Source organism: Hyphomonas sp. KY3, from assembly GCF_017309975.1.
Lineage (GTDB): Bacteria > Pseudomonadota > Alphaproteobacteria > Caulobacterales > Hyphomonadaceae > Hyphomonas.
On sequence record NZ_CP022271.1, the window covers coordinates 2,674,999 to 2,693,278 of the forward strand.

16 protein-coding genes and 3 tRNA genes are annotated in these 18,280 nt (G+C 57.6%); 3 read left to right on the top strand and 16 right to left on the bottom strand.

Annotated elements, in window-relative coordinates; genetic code table 11:
• Nucleotides 1-187: 187 nt before the first annotated feature.
• Nucleotides 188-1,009, bottom strand: a complete 822-nt coding sequence (locus CFA77_RS12825; RefSeq protein ID WP_206991035.1) for a cysteine hydrolase — start codon at nucleotides 1,007-1,009, stop codon at nucleotides 188-190.
• 249 nt (nucleotides 1,010-1,258) lie between these two features.
• Here CFA77_RS12825 and CFA77_RS12830 point away from each other — a divergent pair, with 249 nt between their 5' ends.
• Nucleotides 1,259-2,272: an AraC family transcriptional regulator gene (locus CFA77_RS12830; protein ID WP_206991036.1), complete on the top strand. Its 1,014-nt coding sequence runs from the start codon at nucleotides 1,259-1,261 to the stop codon at nucleotides 2,270-2,272.
• A gap of 188 nt (nucleotides 2,273-2,460) precedes the next feature.
• On the opposite strand, the gene CFA77_RS12835 is transcribed toward CFA77_RS12830, so the two are convergent.
• From CFA77_RS12835 to CFA77_RS12905, 15 genes are all read right to left on the bottom strand, one after another.
• A complete protein-coding gene (locus tag CFA77_RS12835; RefSeq protein WP_206991037.1) occupies nucleotides 2,461-2,946 on the bottom strand; it encodes a hypothetical protein in 486 nt (161 codons plus the stop codon).
• Nucleotides 2,947-2,983: 37 nt separating this feature from the next.
• Nucleotides 2,984-4,183 (bottom strand): GIY-YIG nuclease family protein, encoded by a 1,200-nt coding sequence (locus CFA77_RS12840; protein WP_242517358.1) that lies wholly within the window; start codon nucleotides 4,181-4,183, stop codon nucleotides 2,984-2,986.
• A complete protein-coding gene (locus CFA77_RS12845) occupies nucleotides 4,173-6,239 on the bottom strand; it encodes a DEAD/DEAH box helicase (RefSeq protein WP_206991038.1) in 2,067 nt (688 codons plus the stop codon). Before CFA77_RS12845 ends, CFA77_RS12840 begins: the two co-directional genes overlap by 11 nt.
• Entirely contained in the window at nucleotides 6,236-7,924 is a 1,689-nt protein-coding gene (locus CFA77_RS12850) for a DUF262 domain-containing protein (RefSeq protein WP_206991039.1), read from the bottom strand. The genes CFA77_RS12845 and CFA77_RS12850 overlap by 4 nt, the downstream gene beginning before the upstream one ends.
• Nucleotides 7,899-8,552, bottom strand: coding sequence for a hypothetical protein (locus tag CFA77_RS12855; RefSeq protein WP_206991040.1), 654 nt, complete (start codon nucleotides 8,550-8,552; stop codon nucleotides 7,899-7,901). The genes CFA77_RS12850 and CFA77_RS12855 overlap by 26 nt, the downstream gene beginning before the upstream one ends.
• Complete coding sequence (locus tag CFA77_RS12860) at nucleotides 8,549-11,296, bottom strand: DNA methyltransferase (protein WP_206991041.1); 2,748 nt, start codon at nucleotides 11,294-11,296, stop codon at nucleotides 8,549-8,551. Before CFA77_RS12860 ends, CFA77_RS12855 begins: the two co-directional genes overlap by 4 nt.
• A gap of 106 nt (nucleotides 11,297-11,402) precedes the next feature.
• A complete protein-coding gene (locus CFA77_RS12865; RefSeq protein ID WP_206991042.1) occupies nucleotides 11,403-11,990 on the bottom strand; it encodes a hypothetical protein in 588 nt (195 codons plus the stop codon).
• 377 nt (nucleotides 11,991-12,367) lie between these two features.
• Nucleotides 12,368-12,775 carry a hypothetical protein gene (locus CFA77_RS12870; protein ID WP_206991043.1) on the bottom strand — a complete coding sequence of 136 codons (408 nt, stop codon included), beginning with the start codon at nucleotides 12,773-12,775 and terminating at the stop codon, nucleotides 12,368-12,370.
• Nucleotides 12,759-12,974, bottom strand: a complete 216-nt coding sequence (locus CFA77_RS12875) for an AlpA family transcriptional regulator (protein ID WP_206991044.1) — start codon at nucleotides 12,972-12,974, stop codon at nucleotides 12,759-12,761. The genes CFA77_RS12870 and CFA77_RS12875 overlap by 17 nt, the downstream gene beginning before the upstream one ends.
• Nucleotides 12,975-13,067: 93 nt before the next feature.
• Nucleotides 13,068-13,814, bottom strand: a complete 747-nt coding sequence (locus CFA77_RS12880; RefSeq protein WP_206991045.1) for a hypothetical protein — start codon at nucleotides 13,812-13,814, stop codon at nucleotides 13,068-13,070.
• Between the two features lie 413 nt (nucleotides 13,815-14,227).
• Complete coding sequence (locus CFA77_RS12885) at nucleotides 14,228-14,446, bottom strand: hypothetical protein (protein WP_206991046.1); 219 nt, start codon at nucleotides 14,444-14,446, stop codon at nucleotides 14,228-14,230.
• Between the two features lie 14 nt (nucleotides 14,447-14,460).
• Entirely contained in the window at nucleotides 14,461-15,654 is a 1,194-nt protein-coding gene (locus tag CFA77_RS12890; protein WP_206991047.1) for an integrase arm-type DNA-binding domain-containing protein, read from the bottom strand.
• A gap of 196 nt (nucleotides 15,655-15,850) precedes the next feature.
• A tRNA-Leu gene (locus CFA77_RS12895) sits at nucleotides 15,851-15,937 on the bottom strand.
• Between the two features lie 231 nt (nucleotides 15,938-16,168).
• A tRNA-Gly gene (locus CFA77_RS12900) sits at nucleotides 16,169-16,242 on the bottom strand.
• 44 nt (nucleotides 16,243-16,286) lie between these two features.
• Nucleotides 16,287-16,371, bottom strand: a tRNA-Tyr gene (locus CFA77_RS12905).
• 107 nt (nucleotides 16,372-16,478) lie between these two features.
• On the opposite strand from CFA77_RS12905, the gene CFA77_RS12910 reads away from it, so the two are divergent.
• Complete coding sequence (locus CFA77_RS12910) at nucleotides 16,479-17,312, top strand: RNA methyltransferase (protein ID WP_206991048.1); 834 nt, start codon at nucleotides 16,479-16,481, stop codon at nucleotides 17,310-17,312.
• Between the two features lie 55 nt (nucleotides 17,313-17,367).
• The gene (locus tag CFA77_RS12915; protein ID WP_206991049.1) at nucleotides 17,368-18,273 is read left to right on the top strand and encodes a hypothetical protein; all 906 of its coding nucleotides are present in this window, start codon (nucleotides 17,368-17,370) and stop codon (nucleotides 18,271-18,273) included.
• Nucleotides 18,274-18,280: the final 7 nt, after the last annotated feature.

Below are 18,280 nucleotides of genomic sequence, written 5' to 3' on the forward strand. Positions count from 1 at the left end.
ATCTGGCGGAACAGGCCGATGGTTCAGGGGCTGCGCGCAGGAGTACGCATTTTCGGGCGGCGGGAGGCCCGCAAATATCCGCCGACGAAACAAGAGGGCGCCCAGCTGATGGGTGTGGGTGGGTGAGTTCAACTGGGCGCCAAGGGAGCCATCCGGGGAGAGGGCGCAGGAAAGATGGCTCCGAAGCTTATTTCTTGTAGGCGGATCTGATCGCCTTCACCGTGTTGGCGGTGTTATCAACGGCACTGGCAATCATTCGAAAATTGGTGAGGGATGCGTCATAGCCGTTGTAGTGCTCTGTGATGGCTCCGGCCGTTGCATCAGTCACAACCATGACCTCGAAACCTGATTCGATCAGGCTGCGCATGTGGGACTCCGTACACAGATTTGATGACATTCCTGCAAGAATGACCTTGTTGATGCCGGCTTTACGCAGCTGGAGCGCAAGGTCATTGCTATCCGGGCCATAGACTTTGTGCGGGCTGGTCACCACCGTCTCACCATTCTCGATATAGGGCTTGTACTGGTCCAGCCAGTCAGCACCAGACCCTTCGAATCCTTCGAGGTTCAAGGCGGATGGACGGTCGAACATGCCGATGGAGTGCATCAAGGTCTCGAGCGTGCCCTCGAAGAGCCACTCATGATCGTGCTCATAATAGTAATGCGGAGAGACGAATACGGGCATGCCGGTTTGCTCGGCAACCGCGAACAGATCGCCGATATTTTCGACGGTGCCGTTCTCCGTGATGCTTTGCCCGACCACGCCCCAAGTGACGCCGTCAGGAGACAGGAAATCATTTTGCGGATCGGTGACAACGATGGCCGTACCATCCGTGGTCACCACAAATCCTGGCATGGGCAAGCCATCATTGACCGGCGGCATCTTGGCCGACGCCGGGCGGGCGCCTTGGCTCTCGGCTTCGGCTGCAACGCCGATCAGGGCAATGACAGCCGTGGCCGTCGCGATGAACTTGAGAAGCGCTTGTGGCGTACTGGGTGAATTCAACATGGGTCTTTTTCCTCGCGGCTGTTGGGTCTGGTGGTCCAGTTTGCCAGCCCGGCGGGGAGATACTCCCGGTCTGGAGCGTCACCCTGAGCTGATCTGTACTCATCGTATGAGGGGCGACGATGAGCGTATTGACCGGTCGCGACATCCTGTTGACTGGACGCGACAATCCCTTTGGCGCAATGTGAAAGCGTGAGGTGCGATGGGGATCGCGCCCTTGGCGGGAAGGCCAAAGCGGGGAGCGCGCGGGAGATGGCAACAGTTTCAACCGTCTTCGTATTGAGGATCATTGAGCGGCTCAGCGACCGGATGGATCGGGACATGTTGTGCCGTGTGGCCGGACTCGACCCGTCGCCATCGGCCGGCCCGCCGCCCGCCATGATCCACGCCGCCAATTATTACAGCTTGCTGGAAACCATCGCCGAGACCGAGACACCGGATATCCGCTTCCTGCTCGGCGTCAGCATGTCGGCCACCTGCTCCGATTTCGGCGCTGTGGGCCTGGCCTGGAAATCGGCACCGACGCTGCGCCAGTCCTTCCTGCGGATGGACCGCCATGCGCGCGCCTACAATACGGCCTCGACGTTCAAACTGTATGACAAGGGCGACACATTCTGGTGGACGCACCGGCGGCCGGACACGCCGCGCCTCGGCCTGGACCTGTCGAGCGAGGGCGCGCTGGCCACCTATGTCACGCTGTGCCGGGAGGCGACCGGCCCGAATTCGAAACCGGGCGCGGTACAGTTCTGCCACCCGGAACCGGCCGGCTCGCGGGAGCTACTGGAGGCACACTTTCGCTGTCCGATCACTTTCGGGGCGGACATTGACGCACTGATCATCCCGGCCGAGCGGCTCGACAAGCCGAACCTGGTCGGCGACGAGAGCATCTGGAAATTCCTGAGCGCCCAGGCCGAGGGAATGCTGCCGGCCGAGTCCGGGGATCGCCAGCTGGACCGGCAGGTCGTGCTGCAGATTGCCGATGTGCTGACCGATGGCATTCCGTCGCTGGCGCAAGTTGCCTCGGATCTCGGCATGAGCGCCCGGACGCTGCAGCGCCGGCTGTCGGACCAGGGGCTGACCTTCCAGGCCCTGGTGGACCAGGCGCGGCGCGAGACGGCCGAGCGCTTTCTCGCCGACACGCGCTATTCCATTGCGGAAGTGGCTTTCCTGACAGGGTTTTCCGAACAGAGCGCCTTCACCCGCGCCTTCAAGCGCTGGGCGGGCAAGACCCCCGGGACCTATCGCGACCTGACCGCCGCCCCCTGACCCCACAAAAAAGGCCGCCCCACAGGACGGCCAACCGAAATACCTGGTGCCAGAAGAGGCATCAAATTATGCGACTAGTTCCATGATTTATAATAACTATTTTTCTCATCAATTGGATAATACCCGCAAATATACCCGCGTAATTGGCCCTTATGGGCAGTGTGGTAGGCTCAGAATTTCACCCCACACTAGGATGCCCCACTCGACAACCATCCACCGATTACAGCGCCTATCAAAGCCAAGATACCCGTGAATAGAGGAATCCACCATCGCCGGGCCTTGTGCTGCTCCAGTGCACGATCATGGAGATTGGTAGCAACATTGATCAGCGCCGTAATTTCAGCTGGCTCAAGCGGCCTACGGCTTAGACGCTCTCCATCTTCATGGTGCCGCTCCCCATTCGGAAGAGGCAGATCAATCCTTTGGTCGACATGATAGGTCTTCGGGAACTGGCGTCGCCATATCAACGAGGCATTCTTACCCCCGCGATCCACCCGGAAAAATTCGGGATGTTCCCTCAATATCGCTTCCCAATGCTTTTCTCGATCTTCATCCCCGCATATTCTGTCTGACCAGCTTTTAAAATCCAACTTATAGAACTTGTAGGTTCCGAGCGTCGTTATGCCGGCAATCACATCAGATAAACGGTCGGGTCTAAGATAGGCATTCTTCATATGCTTCGCACTTCATGTTGGATCAGCATCATCGTCATTATGGGGCCAGTTCGATACGTGCTGTTTCTGGATTATAGCTGCATTTAGCGATTTCACCTGACTGCAGAAGCTTAACTGCATCTTCAATCGCCGCCAATGGAACGAGAAACCACTCTCGGGGCTTCACCGGGTTTCCGAAACGATCGGCAATTTCGATATCCAGTCTGGCAGGCGAGAAAAACCGGTGAAGCAGATTCTCCAGCTTGTTCCGGTTAATGTTGTACAGCTTGTAGGTCGCGACAACTTCAACTTCCGCCAACAGGAAGGTTGCATCCAGCTTCGCATTGGCGATGCGCGCCTGAACATCGTTTCCCGTGACGCCGATTTTATGAAGCAGTTTTTGGTTTTTCTGAATGTCAGGATGCTCGGACAATGACCGAAGCACATAGATAGTGCCAGATTCCGTGTCGGATACATCAGCGACATTCGCGAACAGAGGTCCCGCTACCGGTTCCGTGATCCGACGACCGGTCCGAGCACCTCCTTCATTCTCGCTATGCAAAGAACGCTGCAAGGACCGCATGAGCATATTGCTTTCAGTGCCGTTGTCGAAGACTACGCGAAGGCGCGCGTCTCGTCTGCCCTGATTATTCGTATACTCCATATCCTTCTCGGCGACATATGCGATTTGCCCCCCCACGATGAAGAAGCGACCTGTATCGATCTCTGATTTCAATTCGAACACGCGAGTTTCCCGTGCACCCGACTCCAGATCTTGTCGAACCTGATCGAAAAGGGGCTCAAATTTCTCGAAGTCCCTGCAAGGAGACCGGCGCGCAACTTCGTCAGCAGCATTGATTTCCGCGCGGGTGCGAACATGCTTCAACGTTGAAATGTCGTCTTGATCAGTGGCAGCCTGAGCGTCCAACGCCGAGAGCAAGGTGTCATCATCGATTTCCCCCTCGTTCTCCATGCCTTTGGAATCCTCCAACCACCCGTGCGTATCGAGTTCCTTCAATATCGCCTGACACTCCGCCTGCCGCCTAAGCGCATCAAGTCGTGTTGCATATATCCGTTCGAAGATGTCGCGGTCGCTTCCATGCTGTGGCAGGCGGCCATGTTCCGAATGGAACTTCTGGATATCCTCGAACCCCGCAATGACCCGCTCTTCCCGCGGTGTACGCGCGGCCTTTTTCTTCGGCTCCGGCGCCGCGCCGAGTGTCTTGAGAATATCATCGTCGCTCAGCTCATGCGTCACGGCTCAACTCCTGTTCCCGATATCGCCGCAATGCCTCAACCCCTTCGGCCATACGCCGCTCCCAGGCATCCTGAGACGTCAGGGAAGGTGCCGTGCCACGCTCTTTCTGGAACTGGAGCGCTCGCAGGGCAAGTTCCCTTGCCTCTTCATGGCTCAGTTTCACACGGCGCGCAGCGATCCGTTCGGCTACGGCGCGCAAGCGCTTCTCATCCATGGACTTGGCCAGAATCTTGTAGGCCGCCTCGAATGGATTGATGCTGTCGATCAGGTCGATTTCCAGTTCCCGCACGCTCATTGCGTAGTTCCGGATACCGTCAACTAGCGCGGTGTTTGCCTTTTCTTCCGGCCCCGTATCGCGCCCCTCTGCCATAGAGCGAGCTTTCTGAGTCAAGTTCAACGCCGCGATGGCATGTTGGCGCACCGCCTCCTGATCTTCATCATCAAGATCAGGAAACTTGTCCTTCACGATCTTGCCCATGCGCTGCAAGGTCAATTCCTGCGGCACAAGCGCATCGTCAAACAGTCCCTTTTCCACAGCGGGCGTATCCTGAACAAAGGCAGTGATAACCTCGTTGAGGTCCTCCTTGCAGATACGGGCTGCCTCTTCGCTCTTGGGCTCTACGAGACCCTTGAGCTCAATATGGAACTGGCCGGTTTCCTCGTTGAAGCCGATATTTGGCTTCGTCTCGTCATAGCCGCCCTCTCCATAGTCGAAATCCTTGATCGGACCGCTGTTTTTCGGGGTGAAATTGAAGCGGGGCGCAAGCACTTGCTCCATCAGCAGGCTCGCCGCAATGGCTTTCAGCGTATCGTTCACGGCTTCAGCAACAGCTTCATCGCTGGCATCGGGTTCAGCGATCAGATTCGTGAATCGCGAGACGGACTTGCCCGGCGCATCGCGCGTGGCCCGGCCAATGATTTGAATGACTTCCGTCAGGCTGGAACGATACCCCACCGTCAAAGCATGTTCGCACCATATCCAGTCGAACCCCTCTTTCGCCATGCCCAGAGCAATGATGATGTCGACCAGGTCTCGATTGTGCTTTTCGGCCGGGTTCTTCAGCGACGATACGACCTTGGTGCGCTCCTTGCAATCGTCTTCTACCAGATCCGCGATCTTCAGCAGACGGCCATCCGGCCGCCGAACGAGGTGGAAACCGGTCTCCGCTTCACGGCCCTCCCACTCCCCCAGGGCATGCAGGATTTCATTCACCTCACGATACTTGTCGCCCGTGCTTTCGCGCGCATTGACGTTCGGTATGTGCAGAATGGTCTTCTTGTCCGGATCAAGCACATTCATGATCGAATCGAGATAGCGCTTTGTATAGAAGTAATAGCCAATATCGAGCGCCTTCAGGTGTTCGTACCCGTTCAGCTGCTCGAAATAAGTGTAGGTGACCGTTTCGAACTTCGCCTCTTCCTCCGGCAACAGGACAGGCACGGCATCGCCCCGAAAATAGCTGCCTGTCATGGCCACAACATGCACCCGGTCGCGATCAATGAAAGCGCCCAGCTGGCGTCCCAAGACATTGTCGTCCGCCGCGCTGACATGGTGGAACTCGTCAATGGCAACCAGGCGATCGTCGAACGCTTCGATGCCCAGTTCTTCCACCGCGAAGCGGAACGTCGCATGCGTGCAGACCAGAACCTTGTCGTCGCTGGCGAGAAACTTGCCCACGGCCTTTACCTTGGATCCGTGCGGCTCATCATCCGGCCCGGGAGCGTTGCAGAGGTTCCAGCGGGATTCGACGTTCCAATCCGCCCAGAAGCCGAACTTGCTCAATGGTTCATCGGAAAAACTGCCACCGATGCTTTTTTCCGGCACCGCGATGATGGCCTGTTTCAGACCCTGGTTTTGCAGCTTGTCGAGCGCGATGAACATCAGCGCCCGGGATTTTCCGGAAGCGGGAGGCGACTTGATCAACAGGTATTGATAGCCGCGCTTGGCATAGGCCCGCTCCTGCATGACCCGCATGCCCAGCTCATTGGACTTGGTTGACGCGCCTGTCTGGGCATAGGTGACGGAGACGGACGGAGCATCACGATCGGAAGTCATGCCGGAACCTCCCCATTACAAAGTTTGTGCATATCTATGGCGATCAGTTCGGCCCGACGCCTAAGGAAGGCATCATAGTCGCCGGCAACCAGCGCATCATAGGGCACGGCGTGGCTTTCGAGTCGCTGCCGGACGACGTCCTCGCCAAGCGACGCGGCCTCCGCACGCGCACGAATGTAGTCTTGGGGTGTATTGGCGCCAACGCGTCGATTGGTGGCCCAGGTGATCAGCGCGCAGTTCAGCGCCCGATTGACCCGTTCGTCGGTGCGATCACCACCCAGGATACCGACCGGATACAGATGATGGTACTCGCGATTGGAAAAATTGGTCGCCGTAATCTGCGCGCCGTCGGCAAAGTCGTACCCGCCCCGGCGCAAACCGGTGGCCAGGATCGCACGTGGGAGACGATCCTTTCGGCCCGGCCAGCCAGCCAGTACGAGCTCCTCCTCGACGGGAAGAGGATAAAACTGTTCGTCGAAAAGTTCGCACGGCCCGGCGTCCTCACCCGCGATCATCCGTCTCAACACCTTGTAATCCGCGAAGGACCGCGTGGCGGAAGTCTTACCGTACCGCGCCGTGTAGCTGGCTCGCCAAAGCGCCTTCCGGATTAGGGCGCGCGCATTGCCTCCAGCATCGACACCGTGTTCCGGCACGTCGGCCCACAGGGCGCAGGTGAGGTAGACGGCGACATCGCTTGGCAGACACTTCTCGTTCAATATGGCTTCGGACCGGAGGAAGTCTATGCCATGTCTGAAACCGAACTTCAGCCGCTCCCAAACGCTGGAGAAGTCCTCGCCGAACGCCGTATCGAGATAAGTCTTCTTGAGCGGCGGGCGCTCCATCAGCAGGGCGGCGACCGACAGGATAATATCCTCGATCCTGCCATACTCCCTGGCAGCCGGAACGGTTTCGATCAGTTCGGCCACCATGTCGTGCAGGGACTCGCCCGTGGCGCTTTCGAGTTGCGCGACCACGATGTCGAAATCTTTAAGGGGCGAGGCCGACGTGTTCATCTTGATGAAAACATCGAGTGCCGTTTCCCGCCCTGTCTTCACATCCAGCGACAGGAATGGAATGTCGTACTTTGCAACGCGCTGTCGCAAGGCCTCGATGCGGCGCGTGATCCGTCGGGTGAGCAGTTTACTATCCTCAACAGCTTCTTCCCAGGCATCCAATTCCGTCTCTCCTTCCGACCCCGGACGAAAAACCGTGACCGGTACCAGGCCACGCTTCAACGCTTCGACGGGGCTGTCGGGCCAGACCGGCTGGCGTACACCGTTCCGGTCCCAGCGCTTGACGGCTTCGATCGCCGGCGCGTCAGCATTCTCGGTCTCTGGATCTTCGGCGCGCGCAATGGCGACGAAGATATCAAGGTTTGGATAGTCGCCCGTCAGGCTGCGCCACAGCGCGGTCAGTCGCTGCTGGCCATCCAGCAAGTGCATGGACGGGCGGCCTTCAGGCGCCGGGGCCCCAACGATTGGGCGGGAGTGAAAAAGTTCCTTGTCGCCGACTTCCAGCGTCAGCAGCGCGCCGATGGGCAGGGGTGGATCGCGCAGGATGTTCTCCAGCAGGCCGACGACCTGGGCAGGCCGCCAGGCTTCGTGGCGCTGGAACCGGGGCAGTACGATTTGCCCCTGCTTGATCATGGAAAACCAGTCTTCAATTTTCTTGTTGCGCGCTTCCATCTGCTGCTCCCTTTTCTACGCGACTGCGCGCGCCCTTGCCTCTGTCTTCAATTTCGGACAATCGCTGTCCGAGCCAAGTTTCTGCACTCCAGTCCTCCTGCCAATCATGAACAGGCCTGGCCGGGATGCCGTAGGTTTTCCGTATCTCCGAAGCAATTTTTAGGACGTTCAGAGCAAGGCGCGCATATGCCTTTTGCCGTTCGTCAAAGTAATCTCGGCTTGGAGGCCAATCGTGCTTCCTATAGTCCGCAAGATATTGCCTTATTTCCTCTACCTCATTCGGCAGAGCTAATATTCTGTACATCAAACCCGCCTTTACACTTTTCCAGTCAATATCGTGTGGATATCGCGGGGGTGAAGGGGGTTTGACCTGTGGCAACAAGTATGACTCGCCATATTCGGTTCCCCCGGCCGATTGGCCGCCTTCTGTTCCATCATCTCCAACGACATCGACACAGCTATCAAAAAATTCGTCGAGCACGCAGACAATATGAATGGCTGCATAATTCGCGCTTTGCTTCTTCTTGAAATGATCTGAAAGACTGTCCTTTGCAATAGTCAGAACACTGCCAATGACGACGCCCCCAATGCCGAATATGCCGGCTAAAATGGCACCCTGATCACTCACGCGGCCCCCTTCTTTGTCATCTTGGTGTACATATCGAACAGCTTCTCCAGGCGTTCCGTGTCGTTTCGGAATCGGCGGCCGATGTAGATTTCTTCGAGCACGGTGTCGTTGCGCTCGTGGGCGGCGCGGAGGTTTTTGGGCATGGCATCGGGTTTGTAGAGGTCGGCGATGGTGGCGGGGAAATGCGCCTCGCGGGCCAGCAGGATATCCTCGGCGCAGCGGGTCAGGTCTTCCTTGTTCTTCGCGGTCAGTTTGGGGACGGGGAAGGTGTTCCAGCCGAGGGTGTTGGAATAGCTGAAATCGGTCCTCATTCGCACGCAGACCGTGCCGATCCAGACCCAATGCAGGCGCGACGCAATCAGCGCCATGTTCCAAAGCGGGGCGTCGTAGAGGGCGAAGTTTCGGTCTCCGATGATGGAGGTGTCGTCTACGAGTCCAACCGGATGATAGTCTCGGTGCTCCGAGCTGACTCGTGCCACGACGATTGAGTGCCTCTTTGCCATCGATTGAATCTGTCGAAAACGATGAGGAAATTGCGCCGCGGGGCGTGTCTCAGCAGCTTTGCTGGAAGCGCGCATCTCCGCAACGCCGTTGATACGACGTTTGATTTCGGGAAACGTCTCCGCTTCTTTGCGCTCGGAGTCAGTGATCCAAAGGCAAAAACGCTCTTTCCCTTGGATAAACTCTTGCGCTCCTAGAAATCGCCGGAGGAATTTCGATGCGTCGGGGTGTTGCTCCAATAGTCCAGTCTTCTCATCCGAAGTGAAAAAGAAGTTTCCACCATCAGTTGGCTTGTTTCCCCATTCCATCAATCCGCGTTCATCGCGTGGTTTCGCGATAGGGTGTACAATTATATTCGGCGCGGCCACCAGATACGCATTGATGTTCTCTACCTCTTTCATCACGGCCTCACCCTCAGCATTCAGGCTGTAAAGCTTGCGTGTCTGGCTCGTTGTGTTGGAGATGGCAATGATCGCCACCGTGACGCCCGCATTATGGCTGGCAAGGTTGGCCCATTTGAACGAGGTATGGGCAAAGCTGATATGCTGGCCGGTGGCAAAGATCGCGGGCCAGAGGATCGGCACCTGCTGCCCCTGACAGATCGAATTGGTGGACACAAAGGCGGCGGTGCAATCGGTGTGCTGACCGAAATCGGCAGCCTTCATGAACCAGCCCGCCACATAGTCGAGCGACTTCCAGCTTTTGACCTGCCCGTCAAAGATAGCCTCGAGGTCTTCCTTCTGTTCCTTGCTCTGCCATGTGGAGCCAAGATAGGGCGGGTTCCCACAGATGTAGGTCTCCCATATATCCGAAGCCGCCGCCCGTTCGGCCGCCCCGCCTCGTTCATCATCAAGACCGGACTCGTTCGATACCGTCGAAGACGGCGGGCAGACCTCAAGCCAATCCGTGCGCAGCGCATTGCCGCAATGAATGTTTCCAGTCTGATGAAGCGGGAGTATGTCCAGCACGGCCTCCTGCTGGCCGATGAAGCGCACATTGCACTGGAACTCCGCGATCAGCAGGGCCAGGCGCGCAATCTCCGCCGGGAAGGAATTGATCTCGATGCCGTAGAACTGGGTCAGCTTGATGACGGATTTCGGGTCATCTGCCTTGTTGTCTCGACGGCGGAGGATTTCCTCCTCAATCTCCCTCAACCGGATATAGGCGATGACCAGGAAGTTGCCGGATCCGCAGGCGGGGTCAAACACACGGATGCGTGACAATCGTTTGCGCAGGTTGAGCAGCTTGCGGGAATTGTCCCCCGCCTCTTCCAGCTGTTGCTTGAGGTCATCCAGGAACAGCGGCCCCAGAACCTTCATGATGTTCGGCACAGACGTGTAGTGCATGCCCAGCGCGCCGCGCTCCCCCTCGTCAGCCACGGCCTGAATCATCGAACCGAAAATATCGGGATTGATCTGCGTCCATTTCAGGCCGCCGGCCGCCAGCAAGGTCGCGCGGGCCATCTTCGAGAATTTCGGCACGTCCCGCGTGCCTGCGAACAGGCCGCCATTCACATAGGGAAACGCATCCGCCCAGCTTTTCACGCCCGCCGCCTCGCGTTGATCCAATGGCAAATCCATCGCCCGGAAAAGTTCGCTGATCACGTCATGCGTGTTGGATGAATCCGGCTCACTCATCTGCATGATGGTGCGGGTGAACAGATCCTCGCCGAAGAAGATACCTGTATCCTCTGCAAAGAAGCAGAAGATCAGGCGCGCCATGAACTGGTTCAGATCCTGCCGGCGTTCGGCCGTCGCCCAGTCCGGGTTTTCTGACAGAAGCGAGACGTACAGCTTGTTCAGGTGGCGGGTCGCCCGAATGTCGATCGGGTTGTTCTTGATCTGCGCAACGGTAGAAATGCCCGCCAGTGGCAGGAAGAAACCGAAATGGTCGGCAAAATCAGAATACGCGCAGGCGACATGCTCGCCGCTGTTCATGTCTTCGGCTTCAAGCGTTTCGCCATCGGTCGCCAGAATGAACTTGCACTTGCTACGCGCGGTCTTTGGATGCTCGCGCAAGGCAGTCAGTGTTTCAGCGGTCTGACCCGCGTCACAGACCGCCATGTGAATGTTGTTCTTCTGCAGAACCGCGCCGGGGATATCGCTGTTGGAATTGTTGCGCAGGCGTTTGATCGCTGGGGGCTTGTTCCCGAAAGCCTGCAGGAACTGGAACGCGAACTCTTCCCGATCGAATGGCGCGGCGGCCAGATCCGAAATGGCTTCTTCGATTTCAACGGCGTTCATACATGCACTCTTGCTTTGGCTTTACCGCCTCTACCCTTGGGGGAGCGGTATATCCCTGCGGATTGGAATCAATCTGTCTGAAAGAGACGTTAAGCGCCTTCATGGGTCAACCGGCAAAAGCCTTGATCCGAGCGTACATCGCTCGCTCGATCGCCTCACTTGCCTCCCAGTCCTGGCGCTCCAGGCGGCGATAGGTTTTCCAGTGCATGCCTTTGGGCTTCTCCGGAAAAACACTCATGAAGCCCGGCTCGGCGCCCAGTCGATCGCGGATGCGTTCAGCGCGAGACAGACCTTTGACGCGAATGTCTTCATACTGGCTGGGATAGGTGGCCTGATAGCACTGCCTGCAGCGGAAATGGGCCCCGCCATAGAGCACGCGGCACCGGCGATTACAGGATCGGCAGCGTATCCACCGGCGGCGACCGCCAAAGGGCTGTTCAGTGAAATCCAAGTTGAACCACTCATCGATTGAGACACGTTCGCCCTGGGTGGGAACACTGTAAATCAAGCGCATGGAATCCGGCGTCAGGCTGTAGCTGATGCTACTCGTCTGCACTCCGCCGCGTGACCATCGCATGGAGCCCCGTCGCCAGCTCTCAAACCATTCCCGCTTGAACGTGGCGAGATCCAGCTTGTGAAACTCATCTGTCTTTGACGCCCAGCGATTCCGGGCACCTGATCCAAACCCGCCCATTTCGCCTATCTCCCTTTTTCGCAATCATGTGGAAAGTGGATGTTGTCGGACGGCGTTGCACCGGAATTTTTATCAATGGGGCGCGACGAACGGCCAGAGCGGCTTGCGCTGTTTGAATGGCCCCGCCGCTCTGGCCGTTCACTCCAGACAATGCCTTCTGTCCTTCTCGAAGCAGTAGCTGTTCTACAGTTCTGTAGGTGGGTGCCAGCCGATTTCACTTCACGCTTCTGAATGCCTGCAAGTCTTTGTTTCAGAGGAATTTTATCCAACTGACCTGCACTTCGCTCATCCACCGAAACTGGCTCATATGACACCCCTATTTCAATCACCTGATACCCCTAATTCGATTATCGGACACCCCTAATTCGCTCAACGGGTCAATCTTTCGTCCAGGTCTGGTATCGGCCACCGATCGGTTTTCCTTGCGCGGTTATGCACTCAATCTCGTAGACGCCGCCTGCCTGACCAGTTGGGCCAGACGACAGACCAATTCGTGTGATCCAGCCAAACTCTTCAAGGCCGGCAATCGCCTTCTTCGCCGTTTTGTGCCCGACACGATAGCGCTGCATGACTCCCTTGCAGGTAAGGCGAACTTGATTGCCCGTGACTCTGGAAAAGTCCATCAACATGTCTTCCAGCAAGACGCGCTGCAGCGGCGTCAAACATTTGAAAGCATCGAGATGGCGCCAATCTGCATAAATGCGCGCATGAGGGGCGTTGGCGTTCAGTAATCGAGGCGAACTACCGCCGCCGTGCAGGCGAACCACATTATGCGGCATCATCATATTCACTCTCGAAGAGCGCGCGGATCTCTTCAGCCTTCCAAACGGTAATGCCCGCACCCAGCTTGCGGGGTTTCGGAAAGCGGCCGTCTTTCACCCCCTGCCACCAAGTGCTTTTGGAAACAGGTATCGGCCCGTAAGGCGCGATGATCTGCTTTATGCGGACCAAACCCGTTTGCGGAAACTCGTATTCGTCAAACATTGTATCACCCCGTATTTTGTAAGGTGATCCAGATTTATCACGTCCAAGAATACAGCGTTTCCGAATACCGATTTCGAGACCCGAATACGGTTTTTAACCCTGTGGCCAGCCGTCCCAGTGCTCTGCAGCGGCGTCATTCAGGTGACGCCGGATCGAATCTTCGTGAAGCGGCTTCATCCCCAGATCGTACATCGCTTTCCCTATCAGTTTTGCCGTCGGGTTTTGCGGCCTGTCTGGATTGAAATCCATTTTCGATACGACTATTGCCAGTAGCATGCGTTGCAAAGAGTTGATGATCTTGGTCTGGCCAGAATTGCTCGACTCCTGTTCCGTTTTATTGGCTTGGGAAGCAACATCTCCAAGGGTTGCCCACATCTGACGCATGTCGCCAGATCTCAAAGGCACTGACTGCCCCAGAGGTCGAATACGCTCGGCAACTTCTCTTAGTTTGCCTGGATATTTCTCGTCTCGGCATTCGAGAAAGTTTAGCGCTTCCAAAGGCGTGATCAATTCGCCGAACTCGCCAACTTGAACAGCCCGCGTGAACAGTTCAATGCGGTATTCAATCTGATCAAGGACTTCGGGCCTGCGCTCAACTTCTTCGCGAGTCGTCTGCTGCAAGGGTCCAGGCTCATACCCTCGGGTGACGCAGGCAGCTTCGACCGTTGACCAACAAGGTAGCTTTGCCCATCGTTCCAAGTTTGCAGGGATGTATGGTGGCCCACAATCAGAAACGCCCGCATCATTGGCGGGCGTTGGCACTTCATGTCGTCGGTATGCGCTGTCGCGCTCAAGCTCGCCGCTTTGTTTATCCGGTTGATCGTCTTTAGAAGAGGCCATGGAACCCACCCGTCCAATCCAGTGCGACCCCAAGCCCACGTAAAAGCTGCAATCATTCGGACACGATCACAACCCCCTGTTCACAGTTGGATCACTTCGGACTTTCCCATTTTCCTGTGAATAGCGAATTGTTTGGCGTTACACTGTAGGAACATTGTCCTACAAAAGCTTTATGAGTGATCTTCGCGTAAACATTTTTGTGGCATTGCGGACCGCCCCCAGAACGGTAAGGCGGAGCTATGCGTCTGCAAAAACGGCCATCGAAGGCGACGCTGCCACAGAGAAGCTGACGGACTTAATCATGCAACAATTGAAAGACTACGAGCTCAAACCCAGACCGAAACCCATGCCAGAGTGGCCCAGCACTCATTGAGAGGCAGGCGCGAGCACGAAGGACAGCTGCGGATGATACATTACGCATCATCCGAAAAGGTATTGCCGCTCATCTGATGAGTGATCGCGCCGCGAAGTTTTGTTGAAATAGATTGGCAACTTCGCGCATGCGCCCAGAAGGGCGCGCCCGCTTTCTCTGCAACCATCTTCTCGCAATGCGCCCGATAAAACTCCAATGCGTCACCCAAGCAGAGGTACTCAGAGTCATTGAGCGTGATTGTGTAGCTATACGTTGTCATCTTCCTTCTCCGGTTCAATCATTCTTGATAAATCCGTCTATCTCTTCGGCCCACCAATCCGCCATTTTCACGCGCTCTTCCCAATAGCGCGCGCGGTGATAGGCGCGGCGGATCTGATCAGCCCCGGCGTGATCCAATTCGGCCTCAATAGCATCCCTGTCCCACAGGCCGCTTTCGTTCAGCAGGCTGGACGCGCTGGCACGAAAACCATGTGACGTGTGCTCTTCCTTTGTGAACCCCATCCGACGCAAAGCCTGATTCAACGTGTTCTCGCTGATCGGTTTGTCGCGCGCGATGAGCGAAGGAAACACGCGATTATCGCGCCCCGTAAGAGCCTGCAGTTCTTCCAGAATGTCGATCGCCATTTTCGATAGCGGCTTGGTATGTTCCCGACGCAGCTTTGTGCGCGCGGCTGGAACGGTCCAGATCGCCTTTTCAAAGTCGAACTCATCCCAATGCGCGAGCCTCAATTCACTTGGTCGCGTGTAGAGCAAAGTTAGCAGTTTCAAGGCTGCGCGGGTCACGGGAGAACCGGAGTGATAAGCCCAAATGGCGCGGACAACTTCTGCGAAGTCTTCCCGTTCGGTCGCGGCCGCCATATGGGTGACTGTTGGCTCAATGAGGGCACCGCGTAACGCATAGGTCGGATCATTCTCGGCGCGCGCCGTGGCAATGGCATACCGGAACACAGATCCAATCGTCGAGCGCAGTCGCCTGGCCGATTCATAGTTTCCCTTCGCTTCCACCTTGCGTAGGGTTTTCAAAACCTGGGGTGCAGTAATGCTGGTGATTGGCTGTTCGCCAAAGTCCGCATTGGCCATGTCCAGCAGCCAGCGTTTCTTTTTCAGCGTTACGTCCGCCTTGCCCTCTTTACGCAGTTTTTCGACGAGCTCGTCCCCAATGCGCGCGAAGGTGTGTTCGGTCAGCGCGGCTTGTTGCGCCTTCGCTTCCTTGGCGTGTTCAGCCGGATCAACGCCGTCTGCCAATAAGGCCCTCGCCGCCTGTCTGCGTTGACGGGCTTTTTGCAAGGTGAGGTCGGGATAAGCGCCGAAGGAAAGCAGCTTTTGCTTGCCGTCGAACCGGTAGCGCATGCGCCAAAGCTTGGATCCTGTGGCGGTCACCTGGAGATACAGGCCGCCACCATCTGCAACCTTGTAAGGCTTTTCCGCCTTTTTGAGGTTTCGAATGCGGGTATCAGTCAGCTTCATGGGGGTACTTTGTGCGGGTATCCTGATCCTTATCCGGGGGTATTTCGCCCCGACTACCCGCAAGGATACCCGCAAATACCCCGGATGCAAACGGACATACCCGCACCGCTCCGGACATCAAATGGCGCCGGATTCCCAATAAATGCTTATTTTTCAATGATTTTCGGACAAGAAAAAACCGCTCCGAAGAGCGGCTTGGTGCCCAGAAGAGGACTCGAACCTCCACTCCCTTGCGAGAACTACGACCTGAACGTAGCGCGTCTACCAATTCCGCCATCTGGGCACGGGGTAGGAAGGCGCCGATGTATAGGCTGATCCGCGAGCCGTCAACGGTAAAACTGTCGTATTTGAACGCGCAACTGCGCCTTGGCGCGCCCGGTCAACGGGATAGGAAAACCCAGGAAAAGCGGCGCTTGGCGCAGCCCTTTTGCCAGCACCCGGGCAGCGTGGCCTGACGCGCTAAATCGCTTGCCTGAAAATGCGCTAGTGCGCTGTAAACTATGGGAACATTGTCTGGAGCGGGTAGACGGAATCGAACCGACATACACAGCTTGGAAGGCTGGTGCATTACCATTATGCTATACCCGCCCAGTCAGGGCCTCGCGAAGACACCTTACACCATCTGGTGCGGGTGGTGGAGGGGACAGGATTCGAACCTGTGTACGCTATGCGGGCAGATTTACAGTCTGCTGCCTTTAACCACTCGGCCACCCCTCCACGGGACCCGCGACCACACGCCGTTTGACGCCGTCGCAGCAGCGCTTCACATAGGCGCCGAAGCACCGCCGATCCACACCGGAAGCGGCCTTATAAGGAAACCCGAAATGGCGCGCAACCATTCTAAACCGCGAAAAGCACACGCTGGCGCAGATAATCCACGCCGCGGCCCTGCCCGACCGCCGCGTCGCGCCGGCGCCGGGCGCGATGGCAGCGGCGCAGATGGCGGTCCGCTCTGGATCTGGGGTACGCATGCGGTGGTCGCTGCCCTGGCCAATCCCGCGCGCAAATGTCACGAATTGCTGGCCACCGAAAACGCCGCCCAGCGCCTGCCTGCCACCGGGCCCATTGCGCCAGTTCTGGTGACGGCGCGCGACATTGATGCCCGCCTGCCCGACGGCGCGGTCCATCAGGGCATCGCCGTGAAGGTTGATCCGCTGGAAGCGGGCGCCCTTGAAGACCTGATCGATGCCGGGATCAGCCATATTGCCGTGCTGGATCAGGTATCCGACCCTCACAATCTGGGCGCAGTCTATCGCTCGGCGGCCGCCTTTGGCTTTGGCGGGCTGGTCTTGCAAACGCGCAATGCACCGAATGTGACCGGTGTCGCGGCAAAGGCCGCTGTGGGGGCGATCGAAACCGTTCGCGAGGCGCGCGTTGTGAACATTGCCCGCGCACTGGAGCAGCTGGGAGAGGCCGGATACCATACGGTGGGCCTTGCTGGCGAAGGCAAACGCCTGATCGCGGATGCGGTCGAAGGGGCACAGAAACTCGCCATTGTCCTTGGCGCCGAGGGCCCGGGCATTCGACCCGCTGTGGCCAAGGCCTGCGCCGAACTCGCACGCATCCCGATTGCCCCGGCAATGGAGAGCCTGAACGTCTCCAACGCAGCCGCGGTCGCCTTTTATGAAAGCAGCCGTAAACGTTTCCCCCTGTCATAAAGCTCTGCTAGGGATTAACCACGCTGTGGGGAAAACTGACGGAGCGCGAACCGCCATGCTGAGACTGCTGTCCATTATCCTTCTGCTCTGTGGCCTCGTGGCTGCGGGCTATGCCGGGTCTGTCCTGATGGACACCTATGCACCACGCGACGAGATGGTCGAAGCGGCCACACCTCAGGAGATGGCGACCGAGGAGGCCTTCGAAGAGGCTTATGCAGAGACGGCCATGCCGCCCGCGCTGGAAGAGGAACTGGCTGAGCTGGAGCCCCTCCGAAGCGAAGAGATGATGATGGAAGCGCCGGGAGACGCCCCTGCCGCAGGACCCACGCGCAGTCTGGGTGCGGATCTGCCGGGTGGCGATGTGTTCCCGGAATCTGTCGGCTCCTCGCCGGGCTTTGATGCGCCCCCCATGACCAGCCGGTCGGCGAATGTGATGCCTCAGGCCAATGAATCCTTTGTCGAAACGCTGAAAAGCGTACCGGTGGCGCACGAAACACCCAGTTCTGCCGAATACAAGCGCGCTTTTGATGTGACGCTGGCCATCGACTCCACTGGCGATGACACCGCGGTCGACGCACTGCCCGGCCGCGGCAATGTGATCGAAGGCGAAGCGCTGGTGTCGGATCGTGTTGAAGCGCGTCTCAGCGGCGCGAATTTCGAGATCGTGTCCATGTCGCCGGAAGTTCAGGCATTGTCCCCACTGACCGAAAATGTCTGGCGCTGGTCGGTGCTGCCGTTAACGGCCGGCAGCCATGACCTCGTCTTCGAGATATATGCCATTGACGAGGACGCCGTCGTGCCGCTGCGCACTTTCCGGGACACGGTGACCGTACAGGTCTCCGGAATCAATCGCGCCATCGCCTTCGCGGACCAGGCCAATCCCCTGTTTGTGTTGCTCGGCGGGCTTGGCTCGGCAATTGCGGGACTGATCGGCGTCATCCGCTTTTTCGGCCGCAGATAGGCGTCCG